Genomic DNA, 16,614 nt, shown 5'->3' on the forward strand with positions numbered 1-16,614 from the left:
ACAATCGGCGCTTCTAGAATGCGGCGGATGCGCCGCAGCGCCAGGTCCTGGCGCGGCCGATGCGGTGTATGGACGAACCCCCGATTCTAATGCAAGGCCGCTGCCGGATGCCGAAGCTCGACTCCTACCTGTTCCGCGAATTCGCCCAGGCCACCTTCGCGGCGCTGGTCGTGCTGCTGATCGTGAGCCTTGGCGGGGTGTTCGCGGACGTGCTGGGCGACATCGCCCGCGGACGGGTGCCGGCCGGGCTGATGCTGTCGCAGCTGGGCCTGCAGGTCCTCAACTACCTGCCGCTGATCCTGCCGCTGGGACTGATGCTGGGCCTGTTGCTGGCGGTCGGGCGGCTGTACCGGGATTCGGAGATGCCGGTGCTGATCGCCACCGGCGTCGGGCCGCGACGCCTGCTGCGCCCGCTGATGATGCTGGTGCTGCCGGTGGCCGGTTTCATCGGCGCGTGTTCGCTGTGGCTCGGGCCCTGGGCCAACGACTACTCGCAGCGGATGGTGGCCGAAGGCAACCGCAGCCTGCTGCTGGCGGGGCTTGAGGCGGGGCGCTTCGTCGAACTGCCCGGCGGCGGCGGCGTGGTGTACGTGGGCGCGATGTCCGACGACGGCTCCGCGCTGGCGCGGGTGTTCGTCTACCGCTCCGACGAGGAGCGCATGGACGTGACCACCGCGCGCACCGGGTCCCTCGCGGTCGACGGTGCCGAGCGCTACCTGAAGCTCGACCAGGGCTTCCGCGTCGAAGGTCCGCTCGCCGACGGCCTGGATTTCCGGATGATGCGCTACGCCGGCAACGAGATGCGCCTGCCGGATGCCGAGACCCGTCCGGCCAGCGAGAACCCCGAATACGACTCCACCCTCGCGCTGCTCGGCGATGCCCGCCCCGAGGCGCGCGCGCAGCTGCACGCGCGCATCGCACCGCCGCTGCTGGCGCTGGCCTTTGCCCTGCTCGCGGTGCCGCTTGCACGCAGCCCGCCACGCCAGGCGCGCTACGGCCGCATCGTGCTCGGCTTCCTCGCCTACGTGATCGGCATCAACCTCATGCTGCTGGGCACCGAGTGGATCGCCGACGGCAAGATCCCGGCGGCGCTGGGCCTGTGGTGGCTGGTTCTGCCGCTGCTGGCGCTGGGCGCGTGGATGTATGTCCGCGACGGCAGCGTGGCCGCGCCGCGGCGGCGCAAGCGCACGGCGGAGGCGGCGCGATGATGCCGTTCCCGAAGATCCACGACCTGTACGCCGCGCGCACCGTGGCGGTGACGGTGCTGCTGACCTGGATGGTGCTGGTGGGCCTGGACGCCGTGCTCGCCGGCGTGCAGGAGATCAAGCACATGGGCGATGGCGACTACGGCTTCGTCAGCGTGGTCACCTACGTGGCCTATACCGTGCCGCGGCGCGCCTACGTGATGTTCCCGACCGCGGCGGTGATCGGCACGCTGATGGGCCTGGGCCAGCTGGCCGCGACCACCGAGCTCACCGCGCTGCGCGCGCTGGGCGTGTCGCGGCGCCGACTGAGCCTGTCGGTGGCGGCGCCGCTGGTGCTGCTCACCCTCGCCATGATGCTCAACGGCGAGACGCTCGCGCCGGGCGCGCAGCGCAGCGCGGACGCCATGAAGTCGGCGGCGCGCTCACGGGACATGATCGTGGCGCAGTACTCGGGCCTGTGGGCGCGCGAGGGCAACACCTTCCTCAACGCGACCAGCGGCCAGGAACGCAGCGACAAGGGCGATACCTGGCTCGAGCTCAATGGCGTGCGGCTGTTCGAGTTCGACGACGACGGCCGCCTGGAGTCGATCGCCGACGCCGGGGTGGCGGAGCACCGCGCCAGCGGCTGGCTGCTGCGCGACGTGCGGCGCGTGTATTTCGAGCCGCGCCAGGTCACCGCGACCAGCATCGTCGAAGAGCGCTGGGAGTCGCAGCTCGACGCCGCGGCGCTCGCCGCCAGCGCCGGCAGCGCGTTCCGTCCGCGCTACATGCCGGCCCGCGACCTGGCCGAAGGCATCGAATATCGCAGGCGCAACCGCCTGGATGCCAGCGAGTTCGAGGAGCACTACTGGGGTCGCTGGTTCTACCCGTTCAACGTGCTGGCCCTGTGCCTGGCGGCGATCCCGTTCGCGTTCGGCTCGCTGCGCAGCGGCGGGCTGGGGCGGCGGCTGTTCATCGGCATCGTGTTCGCGCTCGGATTCTGGTTGCTGCAGGCGCAGGCGGTGAAGCTCGCGGCGGTGTACCGCTTCGACTACCGGCTGGCCTACACGGTGCCGCCGACGGTGATGCTGGTCGTGTCCTGGCTGCTTTTCCGACGCCGGAGTGGGTGAAACCCGCGGTTGCGGCGTCGCGGGCCGGCAGGTAAACAGTGCATCCATGACTCCGGGCGGCGCGCCGCGCCCGGCAGCAGGGGATGGCGATAGGCCGGGGCGCAGCTACCAGACGGAGAGCAGAAGATGCAGAGCAGCATGCGTATGGCCGCGGCCGTGGCCATGATCGTGGGTGTCGGCCTGTTGGCCATGGGCGACGCCGAAGCGCGGCGTGGCGGCAAGGAGAAGGGCACGCCGGCGTGGATGAACGAGAACGGTGAAGTCATCGATTCGACCGCGGTCGAGGCGGGCTACGGCGAGACCGTCACGGGGCTGGGCGACTGGGAAGGCGAAATCACGGGCAAGCCGGCGCCCGGCAGCAAGTTCACCCAGCTCCAGATCGGCATGCCGATGAAGCAGGTCACCGACCTGGTGGGCCAGCCGACCGACCAGGGCGCCTACATCACCGCCAAGGCCTTCATCCCGTTCTTCTTCGGCGGCGACAAGCACCGCTACGAGATGGCCTACAAGGGCCAGGGCCGCCTGGTGTTCGCCGGCGAGTCGATGGGCACCGGCGGCAACCTGATCTGGATCATCCACAACAAGGACGACTCGGGCTACCGCTGAGACGTGCTTTGTGCCGGGACGTGCCGTGCGCGTGCGCAGCATTTAAAGCGCGTGCGCAAGCTGCAGGCCCCCGGGACGAATGTCCCCCGGCCTTCGCCTATGCGAAGGCCTCCTCCTTGATTTCGCCCCGAGGGCCTGCAGCTCGCGTCGGGGCGTTGGCGGCGCGGTGATCCTGCGGCCCACGGAGCAGCCGGTTTTTTGCTTTCTTCCAAGCGCCGCGACGCTGACGCGACGGGTGTGAATGCCCTTGGGTGCGAAATCAAGGAGGAGGCCTCCGCGGCAGCGGAGGCCGGGGGACATTCGCACCCAAGGGCATTCGCACCCGCACGCAGCGCCCCGCGCCCCAGCGTTTGAATCCGCCAGCGCCGCCGCCGACAATACCGGCCCCCGGAACCACGGCAGCCACGCATGACCATCCTCCGCATGACCGACCTCGACCTTGCCGGCAAGCGCGTCCTGGTGCGCCAGGACCTCAACGTGCCGGTGGCCGACGGCCGCGTCACCTCCGACCAGCGCATCACCGCGTCGCTGCCGACCTTGCGCGCGCTGCTCGACGCCGGTGCCGCGGTGATGGTCATGTCGCACCTCGGTCGTCCCACGGAAGGCAGCTGGAGCGAAGCGGATTCGCTCGCGCCGGTCGCCCTGCGCCTGTCGGAGCTGCTTGGCCGCGACGTGCCGCTGGTGCGCGAGTATCTCGACGGTGCCGACGTGGCGCCGGGCCAGCTGGTGCTGCTCGAGAACTGCCGCATGAACGTCGGCGAGAAGGCCGATGACGAAGCACTGGCGAAGCGTTATGCCGCGTTGTGCGACGTGTTCGTCATGGACGCCTTCGGCACCGCGCACCGCGCGCAGGCGTCCACCCACGGCGTGATCCGACACGCCGCGCAGGCGGTCGGCGGGCCGTTGCTGATGGCCGAACTCGACGCGCTGGCCAAGGCCCTGCACGCACCGGCGCGGCCGCTGCTGGCGATCGTCGCCGGCTCCAAGGTGTCCACCAAGCTCGAGCTGCTGTCGTCGCTGGTCGGCAAGGTCGACCAGCTGATCGTGGGTGGCGGCATCGCCAACACCTTCATCGCCGCGCAGGGCCATGGCGTCGGGGCCTCGCTGCACGAAGCCGACCTGCTGGACACCGCGCGCGACATCATGGCCAAGGCGCACGCGCGCGGCGCCGACATCCCCGTGCCGACCGACGTGGTGGTGGCACCGGCGTTCAGTGCCGACGCGCCTGCCACGGTGAAGGCGGTCGATGCGATCGCCGACGGCGACATGGTGCTCGATATCGGTCCGGAGACCGCCGTGCGCTACGCGGAGATGATCGCGAAAGCCGGCACGGTGTTGTGGAACGGCCCCGTCGGAGTGTTCGAGTTCGACGCGTTCGGCAAGGGCACCGAGACGCTGGCGCGCGCGATCGCGGCCTCGCCGGCGTTCTCGATCGCCGGCGGCGGCGACACGCTGGCGGCGGTCGACAAGTACGGTATCGCCGGCGACATCTCCTACATCTCCACCGGTGGTGGCGCGTTCCTGGAGTTCCTGGAGGGCAAGGTGCTGCCCGCCGTGGCCGCGCTGGAGCAGCGCGGCGGCTGAGCACCTGCGCCGCGCCGCGACCTTCGTGTAGGCTCCCGAACGGGGTCGGGGGGCCGGCCGGGGGAGCATGGATGATGCGTTGGCTTGTCGGATTGGCTTGCCTGTTGTTGCCTGTCGCTGTCGCCGCGCAGGCCACACACGCGCGCGGGGAGTTCAACTTCGCCATCGAGCCCGAGCCGGGCTTCGTGGAACGCGTGGACGTGCCGGTGCAATGGGACCCGGCCGCGCCCGGCCATGACGAGCCGCGCTGGCGCTACTGGTGGTACGACGCACAGAGCGACCGCCGCGGTGGCGCCGACCACCAGTACGTGGAGCATGTGTTCGAACCGCGCGCGACCTCGCTGCTCGGCGAGGCGGGGCGCTTCCAGGTGTCGTTCAACCCCGACTACCAGACACTGGCCTTCCACCGCGTGGAGTTGCGCCGAGACGGCCGCTGGGTGGACCGGCTGGTGCCGGAGCGGATCTCGCTTGCGCGGCGCGAGCGCGGGTTCGAGCAGGACCTCGCCGATGGCCTGGTCTCGGCGCTGGTGGTGCTGGACGATGTGCGCGTCGGCGACGTGGTGCGTGTCTCGTATTCGGTCCGGGGCAGCAATCCGGTGCTCGCCGGACAGGTCTCCGACTGGTCGCAGCTGGGCTGGCGCAATCCGGTGCTCGGCAATCGCCTGCGCGTGCTGTACGACCCGGGCACGCTGCCCGCCGTCCACCGCGAACACACCGATGCCGAAGCCGTGGTGACCAGGCGCGATGACGGCGTGGAAGTGGTCGTGTCCAGCGCGGCGACTGCCGCCGTGCTCGACGAAGGCGACTATCCCGCCTGGCACCAGCCGTTCCCGCAGGTGCAGGTGGCCGCGGCACGCAGCTGGGCGGACGTGGTCGCCTGGGCGCTGCCCCTATATCCGGAACCACCGCCGCTGCCGGCGGACCTGGAATCGCGCCTGCGCGAGTGGGCGAGGATCCGCAGCCCGCTGGAGCGGCTGACCGCGGTGGCGCGGGCGGTGCAGGACGAAGTCCGCTATTTCGGCGTGGAGATGGGTGAGAACACCCACAGGCCGAGCGCGCCCGGGGTCACCTGGGAGCGGCGCTTTGGGGACTGCAAGGACAAGTCCTACCTGCTGGTGACGCTGTTGCGCCGGCTCGACATCCACGCCGAACCCGCGCTCGCCTCGATCGGCCGCGGCCGCGCGGTCGCCGGTTTCGTGCCCTCGGCGTCCGACTTCGACCACGTCATCGTCCGGGTCCGCCTCGGGCGCGAGGTGCGCTGGGTGGATCCCACGCAGACCTACCGCGGTGGCGCCGCGGGCGATGCCGACCTCAGCAGCTACGGCATGGTGCTGCCGCTGGCGGCGGGCTCCGCGGCCATGGTCGAGGTCGCGGCTCCCACCGTCGCGCCGGGTGGCGTGCATGTCACCGAGCGCTACATGCCCGCGGCCGACGCCCGGGAGGTCACGCTGGAAATCGCCACGGTGTACAGCGGCGACTCCGCCGACGCCATGCGCCGCGGCGCGGCGACCGAGCGGCGCGAGGAACGCGGCCAGCGCTATGCCGACTACTACCGCAAGCGCCTCGGTGAACTCGACCAGGTCGTGCTGCCCGTGGTCCTGGACGACCGTGACGGCAACCGCATCACGGTCACCGAGACCTACCTGCTGAAGGATGCGCTGCAGGCCGAAGGCGCCGCGCGCGCGATGGATACCTACGCGGAGTCGCTGGACTCGCCGAGCCGCCTGCCGTCGGTGATGCAGCGCCGTGGTCCCCTGGCCGCCAGCCAGCGCGGCCGCTACCGCCACGACATCGAATTCCACATCCCCGAAGGCTGGAGCGCGCGCTTCGGGAAGGAGCGCGATGCGCAGGCGGTCGATGGCCTCGAATACAGCCGCGAGGTCGACGTGCTGGATGGCGTGGCCGCGGTGCGCTACCAGCTCGACATCGCCGGGCGCGACGTCGCGCCGGGCGAGGTGCGCACGCACGTGGGCGGCCTGCGCAAGGTGCGCGAAGGCCTGTCGGCGCGGTTGCGCTTCCAGCCGCCCGTGGCGCAGGCCTCGGCCGAACGCCGGCAGCGGCTGGAGGCCCTGCTGAAGGACACCGTGAAGAAATGATGCGCATGGTGGGGCGCGTGCCGCGGCCGTACGCCCACCACTGATGCCGTACATGCGCCTCGGCTAGGATGGGCCAAGGCGCGCGATCCGCGCCATCCATCCTCCGAGGCCCGCATGTCCGACCACCGCCGCCGTACCCGCATCCTCGCCACCCTCGGGCCTGCGACCGACGCGCCCGGTGTCCTGGACGCGCTGCTGCAGGCCGGGGTGAACGCGGTGCGCCTCAATTTCTCGCACGGTGATCCGGCCGACCAGGCGGCGCGTGCGCAGGCGGTGCGCGAGGCGGCGCAGCGTGCCGGCGTGGAGGTCGGCATCCTCGCCGACCTGCCGGGGCCCAAGATCCGCGTCGAGCGGTTTGCCGAAGGCCGCGTGGCGCTGGTCGCCGGCGCGCGCTTCGACCTCCTGGCCAGCGTCGACGCGCCGCCCGGCACGCAGCACGAGGTGGGCGTCAGCTACCTCGGCCTGCCCGGTGACCTCGCGCCGGGCGACGTGCTGATGCTCGACGATGGCATGGTGCAGCTGCGCGTGGAGCGCATCCAGGGCCCGCGCATCGTCACCGTGGTGCTCAACGACTGCGTGCTGTCGGACCGCAAGGGGCTCAACAAGCTGGGCGGCGGGCTGTCGCTGGGCGCGCTCACCGGGCGCGACCGCGAACTGATCGCCGTCGCCGCGGGCATCGGCGTGGATTTCATCGCGGTGTCGTTCTGCCGCAACGCCGCCGACATGGACGAGGCCCGCGCCATCGCGCGCTCGCACGGCTCGGATGCGGCGATGGTGTCGAAGGTGGAGCGCGCCGAGGCGATCGAGAACCTCGGCGAGGTGATCGACGCCAGCGACGTGGTGATGGTGGCGCGCGGCGACCTCGGCGTGGAGATCGGCGACGCCGAGCTGCCCGGCCTGCAGAAGAAGATCATCCGCGAGTCGCTGGCGCGCGGCAAAGTGGTGATCACCGCCACGCAGATGCTGCAGTCGATGGTCGACAGCCCGATGCCGACGCGCGCGGAAGTGCTTGACGTCGCCAACGCGGTGATCGACGGCACCGACGCGGTGATGCTGTCGGCCGAGACCGCGGCCGGCAGTTTCCCGGTGCGTGCGGTGGAGGCGATGGCGCGCATCTGCGTGGGCGCCGAGCGCCAGTTCGCGCACGACACCGATTTCGAGGCCGCGCAGCGCAACCTCGAGCGCGCCGACCAGGCGATCGCGATGGCGGCGATGTTCCTGTCCGAGCACATCGGCGTGCGCGCGATCGTGGCGATGACCGAATCCGGCGGCACCGCGCGCTACCTGTCGCGCTACCGCTCGGGCGCGCCGATCTACGCGTTCTCGCGCCACGACGGGGCGCGCCGGCGCATGACCCTGATGCGCGACGTGTTTCCGATGGGCTACGACAGCCGCGGCCAGACCGCGCTCGACGCCGCCCGTGGCAGCGTGCGCGCGCTGGTCGAGGCCGGCCTGCTGTCGGTCGGCGAGCGCGTGGTGTTCACCAGCGGCCAGCACATGGAGACCCACGGCGCCACCAACACGCTGCGCCTGCTGAAGGTCGGCGAGCAGGGCCACGCCGAGGGCCTGGGCGAGCTCTGAGGCCGCGCGCGGCGGCCCTGCAGGTGGCGAACGGCTATAATCGCCGGCCCTTCCCGTGCAGGACGCCAACACCATGAGCATCGAATTGCTTGCCGAAACCGCCCTCGCCATGGTCGCCCCCGGCAAGGGCATCATCGCGATCGACGAATCCACCGCCACCATCGCCAAGCGTTTCGCCGGCGTGGGCATCGAGAACACCGAAGAGAACCGCCGCGCCTACCGCGAGCTGCTGCTCACCACGCCGCGGCTGTCCGAGCACATCAGCGGCGCGATCCTGTTCGACGAGACCATCCGCCAGAAGACGAAGGACGGCGTGCCGTTCGCCAAGTACATGTCCGACAACGGCATGATCCCGGGCATCAAGGTCGACAAGGGCACCCACGCGCTTGCCGGTTTCCCGGGTGAAGTGGTCACCGAGGGCCTCGACGGCCTGCGCGCGCGCCTCGAGGAGTACTACAAGCTCGGCGCGCGCTTCGCCAAGTGGCGCGCGGTGATCAACATCGGCGAGGACGTGCCGTCGGGCACCTGCATCGAGGCCAACGCCCATGCGCTCGCGCGCTACGCCGCGCTGTGCCAGGAGCAGGGCCTGGTGCCGATGGTCGAGCCGGAAGTGATCATGGACGGCAACCACGACATCGAGACCTGCTACGAGGTGAGCGAGGTCACGCTGCGCGCGCTGTTCGACGCGCTGTACAACCAGAACGTCGCGCTCGAGGGCACCATCCTCAAGGCGTCGATGGTGCTGCCGGGCAAGGACTGCGAAGAGCAGGCCTCGGTCGAGGACGTCGCCGAAGCGACCCTGATGTGCCTCAAGTCGTCGGTGCCGGCCATCCTTCCGGGCATCGTGTTCCTGTCCGGCGGGCAGAGCGACGAGGACGCCACCGCGCACCTCGACGCCATGAACCGCCTCGGCCCGAACCCGTGGCCGCTCTCGTTCTCCTACGGCCGCGCGATGCAGTCGGCGGCGCTGCAGCTGTGGTCGAAGGATCTCACCGGCAACTACGCCAAGGCGCAGCAGACGGTGTTCGCCCGCGCCCGCGACAACGGCCTCGCGGCGCTGGGCCAGTGGGGCGACAACGACTGACCCTGGTCTTCATCTGCTGGACCATGGAACGCCGGCTCACGCCGGCGTTTTCTTGTGGCGCGTAGGGCCCCTGTGGTGGCCGTGAGGCCGTGGCGGCTCATGTCCCCCGGCATCCGCCTGGCGGCGGATGCCTCCTCCTTGACTTCCCCGCCACGGCCTCCCGGCCACTTCGGGGCTCTGTGGCTGGCTGCCAGTACCGGAGCCATGCGCGAGATTGCGGGCTGTGGGCTTTGCTCCTGGACAACGCGTACTGCGGCGTACCGGGTGCCAAGGCCCTTGAGGGCGAAGTCAAGGAGGAGGCGATGGCCGCAGGCCATCGCCGGGGGACATGAGTCCTCAAGGGCCTTGGTACCCGGGGCCCATACCCCGGAACGCTCAGGGCAAACCCGCCAGCCACTCGTCGTCCGAGCCCTCGCTGACGCCTTCGAACAGCGGCGTGGAGAAGTAGCGCTCGCCGGTGTCGGGCAGCATCGCCAGGATCACGTCGCCGTCGCGCGCGGTCTTCGCGACCGCAAGCGCGGCGGAGACCGTGGCGCCGGCCGAGATGCCGACGAAGATGCCTTCCTCGGCGGCAAGGCGGCGTGCGGTGGCGATGGCATCGGCGTCGGAGACCGACAGCACCTGGTCAGCGACATCGCGGTTGAGCACCTCGGGCACGAAGTCCGGCGTCCAGCCCTGGATCTTGTGCGGCGAAAACTCCTTGCCCTGCAGCAGCGCCGCCACTTCCGGCTCGCAGGTGGTGACTTTCACTTCCGGGCGCGCCAGCCGCAGCATCTCGCCGACGCCGGTGAGCGTGCCGCCGGTGCCCCAGCCGGTGACGAAATGGTCGAGCCGGCGCCCGGCGAAGTCCTGCAGGATCTCGGCCGCGGTGGTGTTGCGGTGGTAGGCGGGGTTGGCCGGGTTGGCGAACTGGCTGGCAAGGAACCAGCCGTGGGCGTCGGCGAGTTCCTGCGCGCGGCGCACCATGCCGCTGCCGCGTTCGGCGGCGGGCGTGAGGATGACCTTGGCGCCATAGGCGCGCATCAGCTTGCGGCGCTCGACCGAGAACGATTCGGCCATCGTCGCCACGAACTTGTAGCCACGCGCGGCGCAGACCATCGCCAGCGCCACGCCGGTGTTGCCCGAGGTCGCCTCGACCACCGTGTCACCCGGCTTGAGCACGCCGCGCTGCTCGGCGTCGAGGATGATGGCGATCGCCAGCCGGTCCTTGACCGAGCCGCCGGGATTGAACGATTCGACTTTCGCGTACATGGCGACGTTGCCGGGTGCGATGCGGTTGAGCCGCACGACCGGGGTGCCGCCGATGGTGTCGAGGATGCTGTCGTGGATCATGGCGTCGTCCTGGAGTGGGAGGGGACGGGGCCGCCGGCGCTGGCCCGCGATGCAGTGCCAGAGTGCGCCCTAACGCATGGGCGTGCCAGCGGTTGACCGCGACAGCGTGTTCCGCGTGCAAGTCTGATGGCACACGTGGCGGTCACCGGCAGCCCGTAGAATCCCGCGATTGCCCCACTTTCCTGCGTGAAGATGCCCCGTTCCCCTGTTTCCGGATTGTTCCCGCGCTGCTGGCTGCCGGCCGCGCTCGCCTTGGCCCTCGCCGCCTGCGGAGGGAAGGATGCCCCGGCCGCGCGTGCCGAGGCCGCGGTCACGGTGACCACGGCCACCGTTGCGATCCGTCCCTTCAACGACCGCATCCGTGCGCTGGCCACGGTCAACGCGCGCGAGTCCGTGGACGTGACCGCCAAGGTCAGCGAGACGGTCGACCGCGTGCATTTCGAGAGCGGTGACGAAGTGGCCGCCGGTGCGCCGCTGGTGACGCTGAGCGGGCAGCAGCAGGACGCCGCGTTGGCGGCGGCCCGCGCCACCGCCAACGAGGCCGACCGCCTGTACCGGCGCCAGCAGGAACTGGCCGCGCAGCAGCTGATCGCGCGCGCCTCGCTCGACACCCAGGGCGCGACGCGCGACAGCGCCCGCGCCCAGGTGCGGCAGATCGAAGCCAACCTGCGCGACCGCGTGATCCGCGCGCCGTTCGCCGGCGTGCTCGGCATCCGCCAGGTCAGCCCGGGTGCGCTGGTCACGCCGGGCACGGTGATCGCCACGCTGGATGACATCGCGCGCGTGCATGTCGACTTCCCGGTGCCCGAGGCGCAGCTTGCGCACGTGGCGGCCGGGCAGCGCGTCGCCGGCACCAGCGGCGCATGGCCGGGCCGCAGCTTCGAAGGCACGGTGAGCATCGTCGATTCGCGCGTCGACGCCGCCACGCGCGCGGTCATCGTACGCGCCGACTTCGCCAATGCCGAACGCCTGCTGCGCCCCGGCATGCTGCTGCAGGTCGAGCTGGAACGCCCGGCGCGCGATGCGCTGCTGGTGCCCGAGATCGCCATCGTGCAGGTCGGCCGCGACTCGTTCGTCTACCGGGTCAAGGCCGATGACACCGTGGAGCAGGTGATCGTGGCGGTGGGCGCGCGCGACGCGGGCAACGCGGAGGTGACCAGCGGCCTGGCCGTCGGCGACCGCATCGTCGTCGACGGCACCGGCAAGCTGCGCCCCGGGCTCGCCATCCGCGAGGCGGCGCCGGCATCCGTCGCGCCTGCGCCCGCCGCCGAACCCGCCGGTTCAATTGACCCCGTCGATTCCGCCACTGTCGCTCCAGCCGGGACCTGAGCGCGATGAGCCTGTCCGAACTGTCGATCCGTCGCCCTGTGTTCGCCACGGTGATGAGCCTGATGCTGATGGTGCTGGGCGTGCTGGCGTTCTCGCGCCTGACCCTGCGCGAGCTGCCGGCGATCGACCCGCCGATCGTCTCGGTGGATGTGTCCTATCCCGGCGCCTCGGCGGCGGTGGTGGAAACGCGCATCACCCAGGTGCTCGAGGATGCGCTGTCCGGTATCGAAGGCATCGAGACCATCCAGTCGCGCAGCGTCAACGGGCGCTCCGCGGTGACGCTCGAGTTCACCCTGCAGCGCGACATCGAGGCCGCGGCCAACGACGTGCGCGACGCGATCAGCGGCGTGGCCGACCGCCTGCCGGACGAGGCCGACCCGCCCGAGGTCGAGAAGGCCGACAGCGATTCGGACACGATCATCTGGCTCAACATGAGCTCCAGCAAGATGGACACGCTGGAGCTGTCGGACTACGCCGACCGCTACATCGTCGACCGGCTGTCGAGCCTCGACGGCGTGGCGCAGGTGCGCATCGGCGGGCGCCAGCGCTATGCCATGCGCATCTGGCTGGACAGCGCGGCGATGGCGGCACGCGGCATCACCCCGGCCGACGTGGAAACCGTGCTGCGCGCGGAGAACGTGGAGCTGCCGGCGGGGCGCATCGAGTCGGAGACGCGCGACTTCACGCTGCGCGTCGAGCGCGGCTACACCGAACCCAAGGATTTCGCGGCGATCCCGCTACGCAAGGGCGACGACGGCTACGTGGTGCGCCTCGGCGACGTGGCGGAAATCGAACTCGCCTCGGCCGAACGTCGCGCCTATTACCACAGCAACGGGACGCCCAACATCGGCCTGGGCATCATCAAGACCTCGACCGCCAACGCGCTGGACGTCACCCGCGCGGCGCGCGCGATGGCGGTGGAGATCCAGAAGTCGCTGCCCGAGGGCACCGACATCTTCGTGGCCTACGACGACACGGTGTTCATCGAGGAATCGATCAAGCGCGTGTACTGGACGCTGGCCGAAGCGATCGCCCTGGTGCTGCTGGTCATCTGGTTGTTCCTCGGCAGTTTCCGCGCGGCGCTGATCCCCGCGGTCACGGTGCCGGTGTGCCTGCTGGCGGCGTTCATTCCGCTGCTGCTGTTCGGCTACTCGATCAACCTGCTGACGCTGCTGGCGCTGGTGCTGGCGATCGGCCTGGTGGTGGACGATGCGATCGTGGTGCTGGAGAACATCCAGCGCCGCGTGGACCTGGGCGAGCCGCGCCTGGTCGCTTCGGTGCGCGGCACGAAGCAGGTGGCGTTCGCGGTGATCGCCACCACCACGGTGCTGGTCGCGGTGTTCCTGCCGGTCGGCTTCATGGAAGGCAACACCGGGCGCCTGTTCCGCGAACTGTCGGTGGCGCTGGCCGGCGCGGTGGCGCTGTCGGCGTTCGTGGCGCTGACACTCACGCCGATGATGGCCTCGAAGATGGTGCGGCCGCACTCGGAAGAGAAATCGAACCCGGTGAACCGCTGGTTCAACCGCCGCCTGGAGGCGGTCAGCAGCGGTTACCAGCGCCAGCTGCAGCGGCTCGGCGGCATGCGCCCGCGGTCGGTGCTGGGGCTGATGCTTGGCGTCATGGCGCTGTGCATCGCCGGCATTGTCGGCCTCGGCAAGCTGGTGCCGTCGGAACTGGCACCGGCCGAGGACCGCGGCTCGTTCTTCGTCTCGATCGTCGGACCGGAGGGCGCCGGCTACGACTACACGGTGGAGCAGATCCGCGAGGTGGAGAAGGTGTTCGCCGGACGCGTGGCCGCCGATGGCAATGCCATCCGCCGCTTCAACAGCCGCGTGCCCGGCGGCTGGGGCGCGGGCGAGGAGATGCACACCGGCAACGTGATCGTGTTCCTCGAGGACTGGGACAAGCGCGACGAGTCGACCGCGGAAGTGGCCGAGTCGTTGCGCGCCGAACTCGACGGACTGACCGGCGTGCGCGCGCAGCCGCGCGTCGGCGGTGGCCTGGTGGGCAGCCGCGGGCAGCCGATCCAGCTGGTGCTCGGCGGGCCGGAGTACGCGGAAATCGCGCGCTGGCGCGACCTTGTCATGCAGCGCATGGAAGCCAATCCCGGCATGTTCTCGGTCGACTCCGACTACAAGGAGACGCGCCCGCAGATGCGCGTCAACATCAACCGCGAGCGCGCCGCCGACCTCGGCATCAGCGTGACCTCGATCGGGCGTGCACTCGAGACCATGATGGGCAGCCGCCAGGTCACGACCTTCGTGCAGGAAGGCGAGGAGTACGACGTGCTGGTGCAGGCCGGTCGCGCCGGGCGCGCGGCACCCGCCGACCTGACCGCGATCCAGGTGCGCACGCGCGACGGGGCGCTGGTGCCGCTGTCCAACGTGGTGTCGCTCAGCGAGCTGGCCGAGCCCGGCAGCCTCAACCGCTTCAACCGCATGCGCGCCATCACCATCACCGCCGGCCTCGCGCCGGGATACAGCATGGGCGAGGCGCTGGCGTTCCTGGACGAGGTGGTACGCACCGAACTGCCCGACTACGCGCAGGTCGACTGGAAAGGCGAATCACGCGAGTACCAGCGCGCGGGCGGCGCGGTGCTGCTGACCTTCGCGCTGGCGCTGCTGGTGGTGTACCTGGTGCTGGCCGCGCAGTTCGAGAGCTTCGTGCATCCGTTCGTGATCATGCTGACGGTGCCGCTGGGCGTGCTCGGCGCGTTCATCGGCCTGGCCCTCACCGGTGGCACCTTGAACCTGTTCAGCCAGATCGGCGTGGTGATGCTGGTCGGGCTGGCGGCGAAGAACGGCATCCTGATCGTCGAGTTCGCCAACCAGCTGCGCGACGAGGGCCGCAACATCGCCCAGGCGATCGTGGAGTCGTCGGTGGTGCGCCTGCGGCCGATCCTGATGACCGCGATCGCCACCATGATGGGCGCGCTGCCGCTGGTCATGGCCGGTGGGCCGGGCTCGGCGAGCCGCGCCACGATCGGCGTGGTGGTGATAGCGGGCGTGGCGTTCTCGACCTTGCTGTCGCTGTACGTGGTGCCCGCGTTCTACTCGCTGCTGGCGCCGTACACGCGTTCGCCCGAGGCCGTCACGCGCCAGCTCGAACGCGAAGAGGACGAGGTGCCGCCGGTGGGCGGGCACGCCTGACGCGCACGCGGGAGTTTCGCGATCGGGTGCCGATCATGGAGAATCGGCCGGTCCGCTCGTGCACGCGTCGCCGGTGCACACCGCCAACGAACCGGAGCACGCCCTTGGACCAGTTCCTCGCCACCCTCAACGGCATCATCTGGAGCAAGGCGCTGATCGCGCTGTGCCTGGGCGCCGGCCTGTACTTCTCCATCCGCACGCGGTTCATGCAGTTGCGCAGCGTGCCGGAGATGATCCGGCTGCTGCTGTCGGGCAAGTCGTCCGAGGCGGGCGTCTCGTCGTTCCAGGCGCTGGCGATCTCGCTGTCGGGGCGCGTGGGCATCGGCAACATCGCCGGTGTCGCCACGGCCATCGCCTTCGGCGGCCCGGGTGCGGTGTTCTGGATGTGGGTCATGGCGTTCCTCGGCGCATCGACGGCCTACGTCGAGTCGACGCTGGCGCAGATCTACAAGGAAAAAGACGACGAAGGCCGCTACCGCGGCGGTCCGGCGTACTACATCGAAAAGGCGATGGGGCAGAAGTGGTACGCGTGGCTGTTCGCGATCACCACCATCGTCGCCACGGGCTTCTTCCTGCCGGGGGTGCAGTCCAACGGCATTGCCGCGGGCATGGAAAACGCGTGGGGCATCGCGCCAAGCGTGACCGCGACCGGCGTGGTGATCGCGCTCGGGTTCATCATCTTCGGCGGCGTGAAGCGCATCGCGCGCTTCGCCGAGTTCGTCGTGCCGTTCATGGCCCTGGCCTACATGCTGGTGGCCTTCGTGATCATGGTGCTCAACGCCGAACAGGTGCCGGAGATGGTCACGCTGATCTTCCGTAGCGCGTTCGGCATGGAAGCCGGCTTCGGCGCCATGCTCGGCCTGGCGGTGGAGTGGGGCGTCAAGCGCGGCATCTATTCCAACGAGGCCGGCCAGGGCACCGGGCCGCATGCCGCGGCGGCCGCCGAGGTCTCGCATCCGGCCAAGCAGGGTTACGTGCAGGCGTTTTCGATCTACGTCGACACGCTGCTGGTGTGTTCGGCCACGGCGTTCATGATCCTGTCGACCGGCATGTACAACGTCGCCATGCCCGACGGCGCCATGCTGGTCGAGGCCCTGCCCGGCATCGAGGCGGGGCCGGGCTTCGCCCAAGCCGCGGTTGAATCGGCGCTGCCCGGCTACGGTGCCGGTTTCGTGGCACTGGCCCTGCTGTTCTTCGCCTTCACCACGATCGTCGCCTACTACTACATGGCGGAAACCAACATCGCCTACATCAACCGCAAGGTGCACCGGCCATGGATGACGCTGGCGCTGCGGGTCGCGATCCTGCTGGCGGTGGTGGTGGGCGCGGTACGCAGTGCGGGCGCGGCGTGGACGCTTGGCGACATCGGCGTGGGGCTGATGGCGTGGCTCAACATCATCGCGATCCTGATCCTGCAGAAGCCCGCGCTGATCGCACTGCGCGACTACGAGCGGCAGAAGAAGCTTGGCCTCGATCCGGTGTTCGATCCGGAGGCGCTCGGCATCCGCAATGCCGCTTTCTGGCGCAAGCGGAGCTGAC

The 16,614-nt window shown here is 70.2% G+C and carries 11 protein-coding genes; 10 read left to right on the forward strand and 1 reads right to left on the reverse strand.

From position 1 onward, the window contains the following. Positions 1 to 107 precede the first annotated feature (107 nt). From lptF to IDM46_RS02575, 7 genes are all read left to right on the forward strand, one after another. Positions 108 to 1,208 carry an LPS export ABC transporter permease LptF gene (gene lptF / locus IDM46_RS02545; protein ID WP_182822829.1) on the forward strand — a complete coding sequence of 367 codons (1,101 nt, stop codon included), beginning with the start codon at positions 108 to 110 and terminating at the stop codon, positions 1,206 to 1,208. Next, positions 1,205 to 2,314 carry an LPS export ABC transporter permease LptG gene (lptG, locus tag IDM46_RS02550; protein WP_185114727.1) on the forward strand — a complete coding sequence of 370 codons (1,110 nt, stop codon included), beginning with the start codon at positions 1,205 to 1,207 and terminating at the stop codon, positions 2,312 to 2,314. Before lptF ends, lptG begins: the two co-directional genes overlap by 4 nt. A gap of 189 nt (positions 2,315 to 2,503) precedes the next feature. Beyond that, on the forward strand, positions 2,504 to 2,920 hold the full coding sequence (locus tag IDM46_RS02555) for a hypothetical protein (RefSeq protein WP_182823867.1): 417 nt from the start codon (positions 2,504 to 2,506) through the stop codon (positions 2,918 to 2,920). Positions 2,921 to 3,328: 408 nt separating this feature from the next. Beyond that, positions 3,329 to 4,504 (forward strand): phosphoglycerate kinase, encoded by a 1,176-nt coding sequence (locus IDM46_RS02560; protein ID WP_182822824.1) that lies wholly within the window; start codon positions 3,329 to 3,331, stop codon positions 4,502 to 4,504. A gap of 107 nt (positions 4,505 to 4,611) precedes the next feature. Continuing rightward, entirely contained in the window at positions 4,612 to 6,600 is a 1,989-nt protein-coding gene (locus IDM46_RS02565; RefSeq protein WP_221441766.1) for a DUF3857 domain-containing protein, read from the forward strand. Positions 6,601 to 6,714: 114 nt separating this feature from the next. Next, complete coding sequence (gene pyk, locus IDM46_RS02570; protein WP_185114729.1) at positions 6,715 to 8,181, forward strand: pyruvate kinase; 1,467 nt, start codon at positions 6,715 to 6,717, stop codon at positions 8,179 to 8,181. 73 nt (positions 8,182 to 8,254) lie between these two features. Continuing rightward, positions 8,255 to 9,265, forward strand: a complete 1,011-nt coding sequence (locus tag IDM46_RS02575; RefSeq protein ID WP_185114730.1) for a class I fructose-bisphosphate aldolase — start codon at positions 8,255 to 8,257, stop codon at positions 9,263 to 9,265. Positions 9,266 to 9,640: 375 nt separating this feature from the next. Here the strand turns inward: IDM46_RS02575 and cysK are convergent, their stop codons facing one another. Next, complete coding sequence (gene cysK, locus IDM46_RS02580) at positions 9,641 to 10,597, reverse strand: cysteine synthase A (RefSeq protein ID WP_185114731.1); 957 nt, start codon at positions 10,595 to 10,597, stop codon at positions 9,641 to 9,643. Between the two features lie 192 nt (positions 10,598 to 10,789). On the opposite strand from cysK, the gene IDM46_RS02585 reads away from it, so the two are divergent. The 3 genes from IDM46_RS02585 to IDM46_RS02595 all read left to right on the forward strand — a co-directional run bounded on the left by IDM46_RS02585 (position 10,790) and on the right by IDM46_RS02595 (position 16,613). Next, complete coding sequence (locus tag IDM46_RS02585; protein ID WP_185114732.1) at positions 10,790 to 11,926, forward strand: efflux RND transporter periplasmic adaptor subunit; 1,137 nt, start codon at positions 10,790 to 10,792, stop codon at positions 11,924 to 11,926. A 5-nt stretch (positions 11,927 to 11,931) separates the two neighbouring features. After that, on the forward strand, positions 11,932 to 15,075 hold the full coding sequence (locus IDM46_RS02590; protein WP_185114733.1) for an efflux RND transporter permease subunit: 3,144 nt from the start codon (positions 11,932 to 11,934) through the stop codon (positions 15,073 to 15,075). A 104-nt stretch (positions 15,076 to 15,179) separates the two neighbouring features. Further along, entirely contained in the window at positions 15,180 to 16,613 is a 1,434-nt protein-coding gene (locus tag IDM46_RS02595; RefSeq protein WP_182822810.1) for an alanine/glycine:cation symporter family protein, read from the forward strand. Position 16,614 lies beyond the last annotated feature (1 nt).

It is taken from the genome of Luteimonas sp. MC1825, assembly GCF_014764385.1.
Classification (GTDB): domain Bacteria; phylum Pseudomonadota; class Gammaproteobacteria; order Xanthomonadales; family Xanthomonadaceae; genus Luteimonas.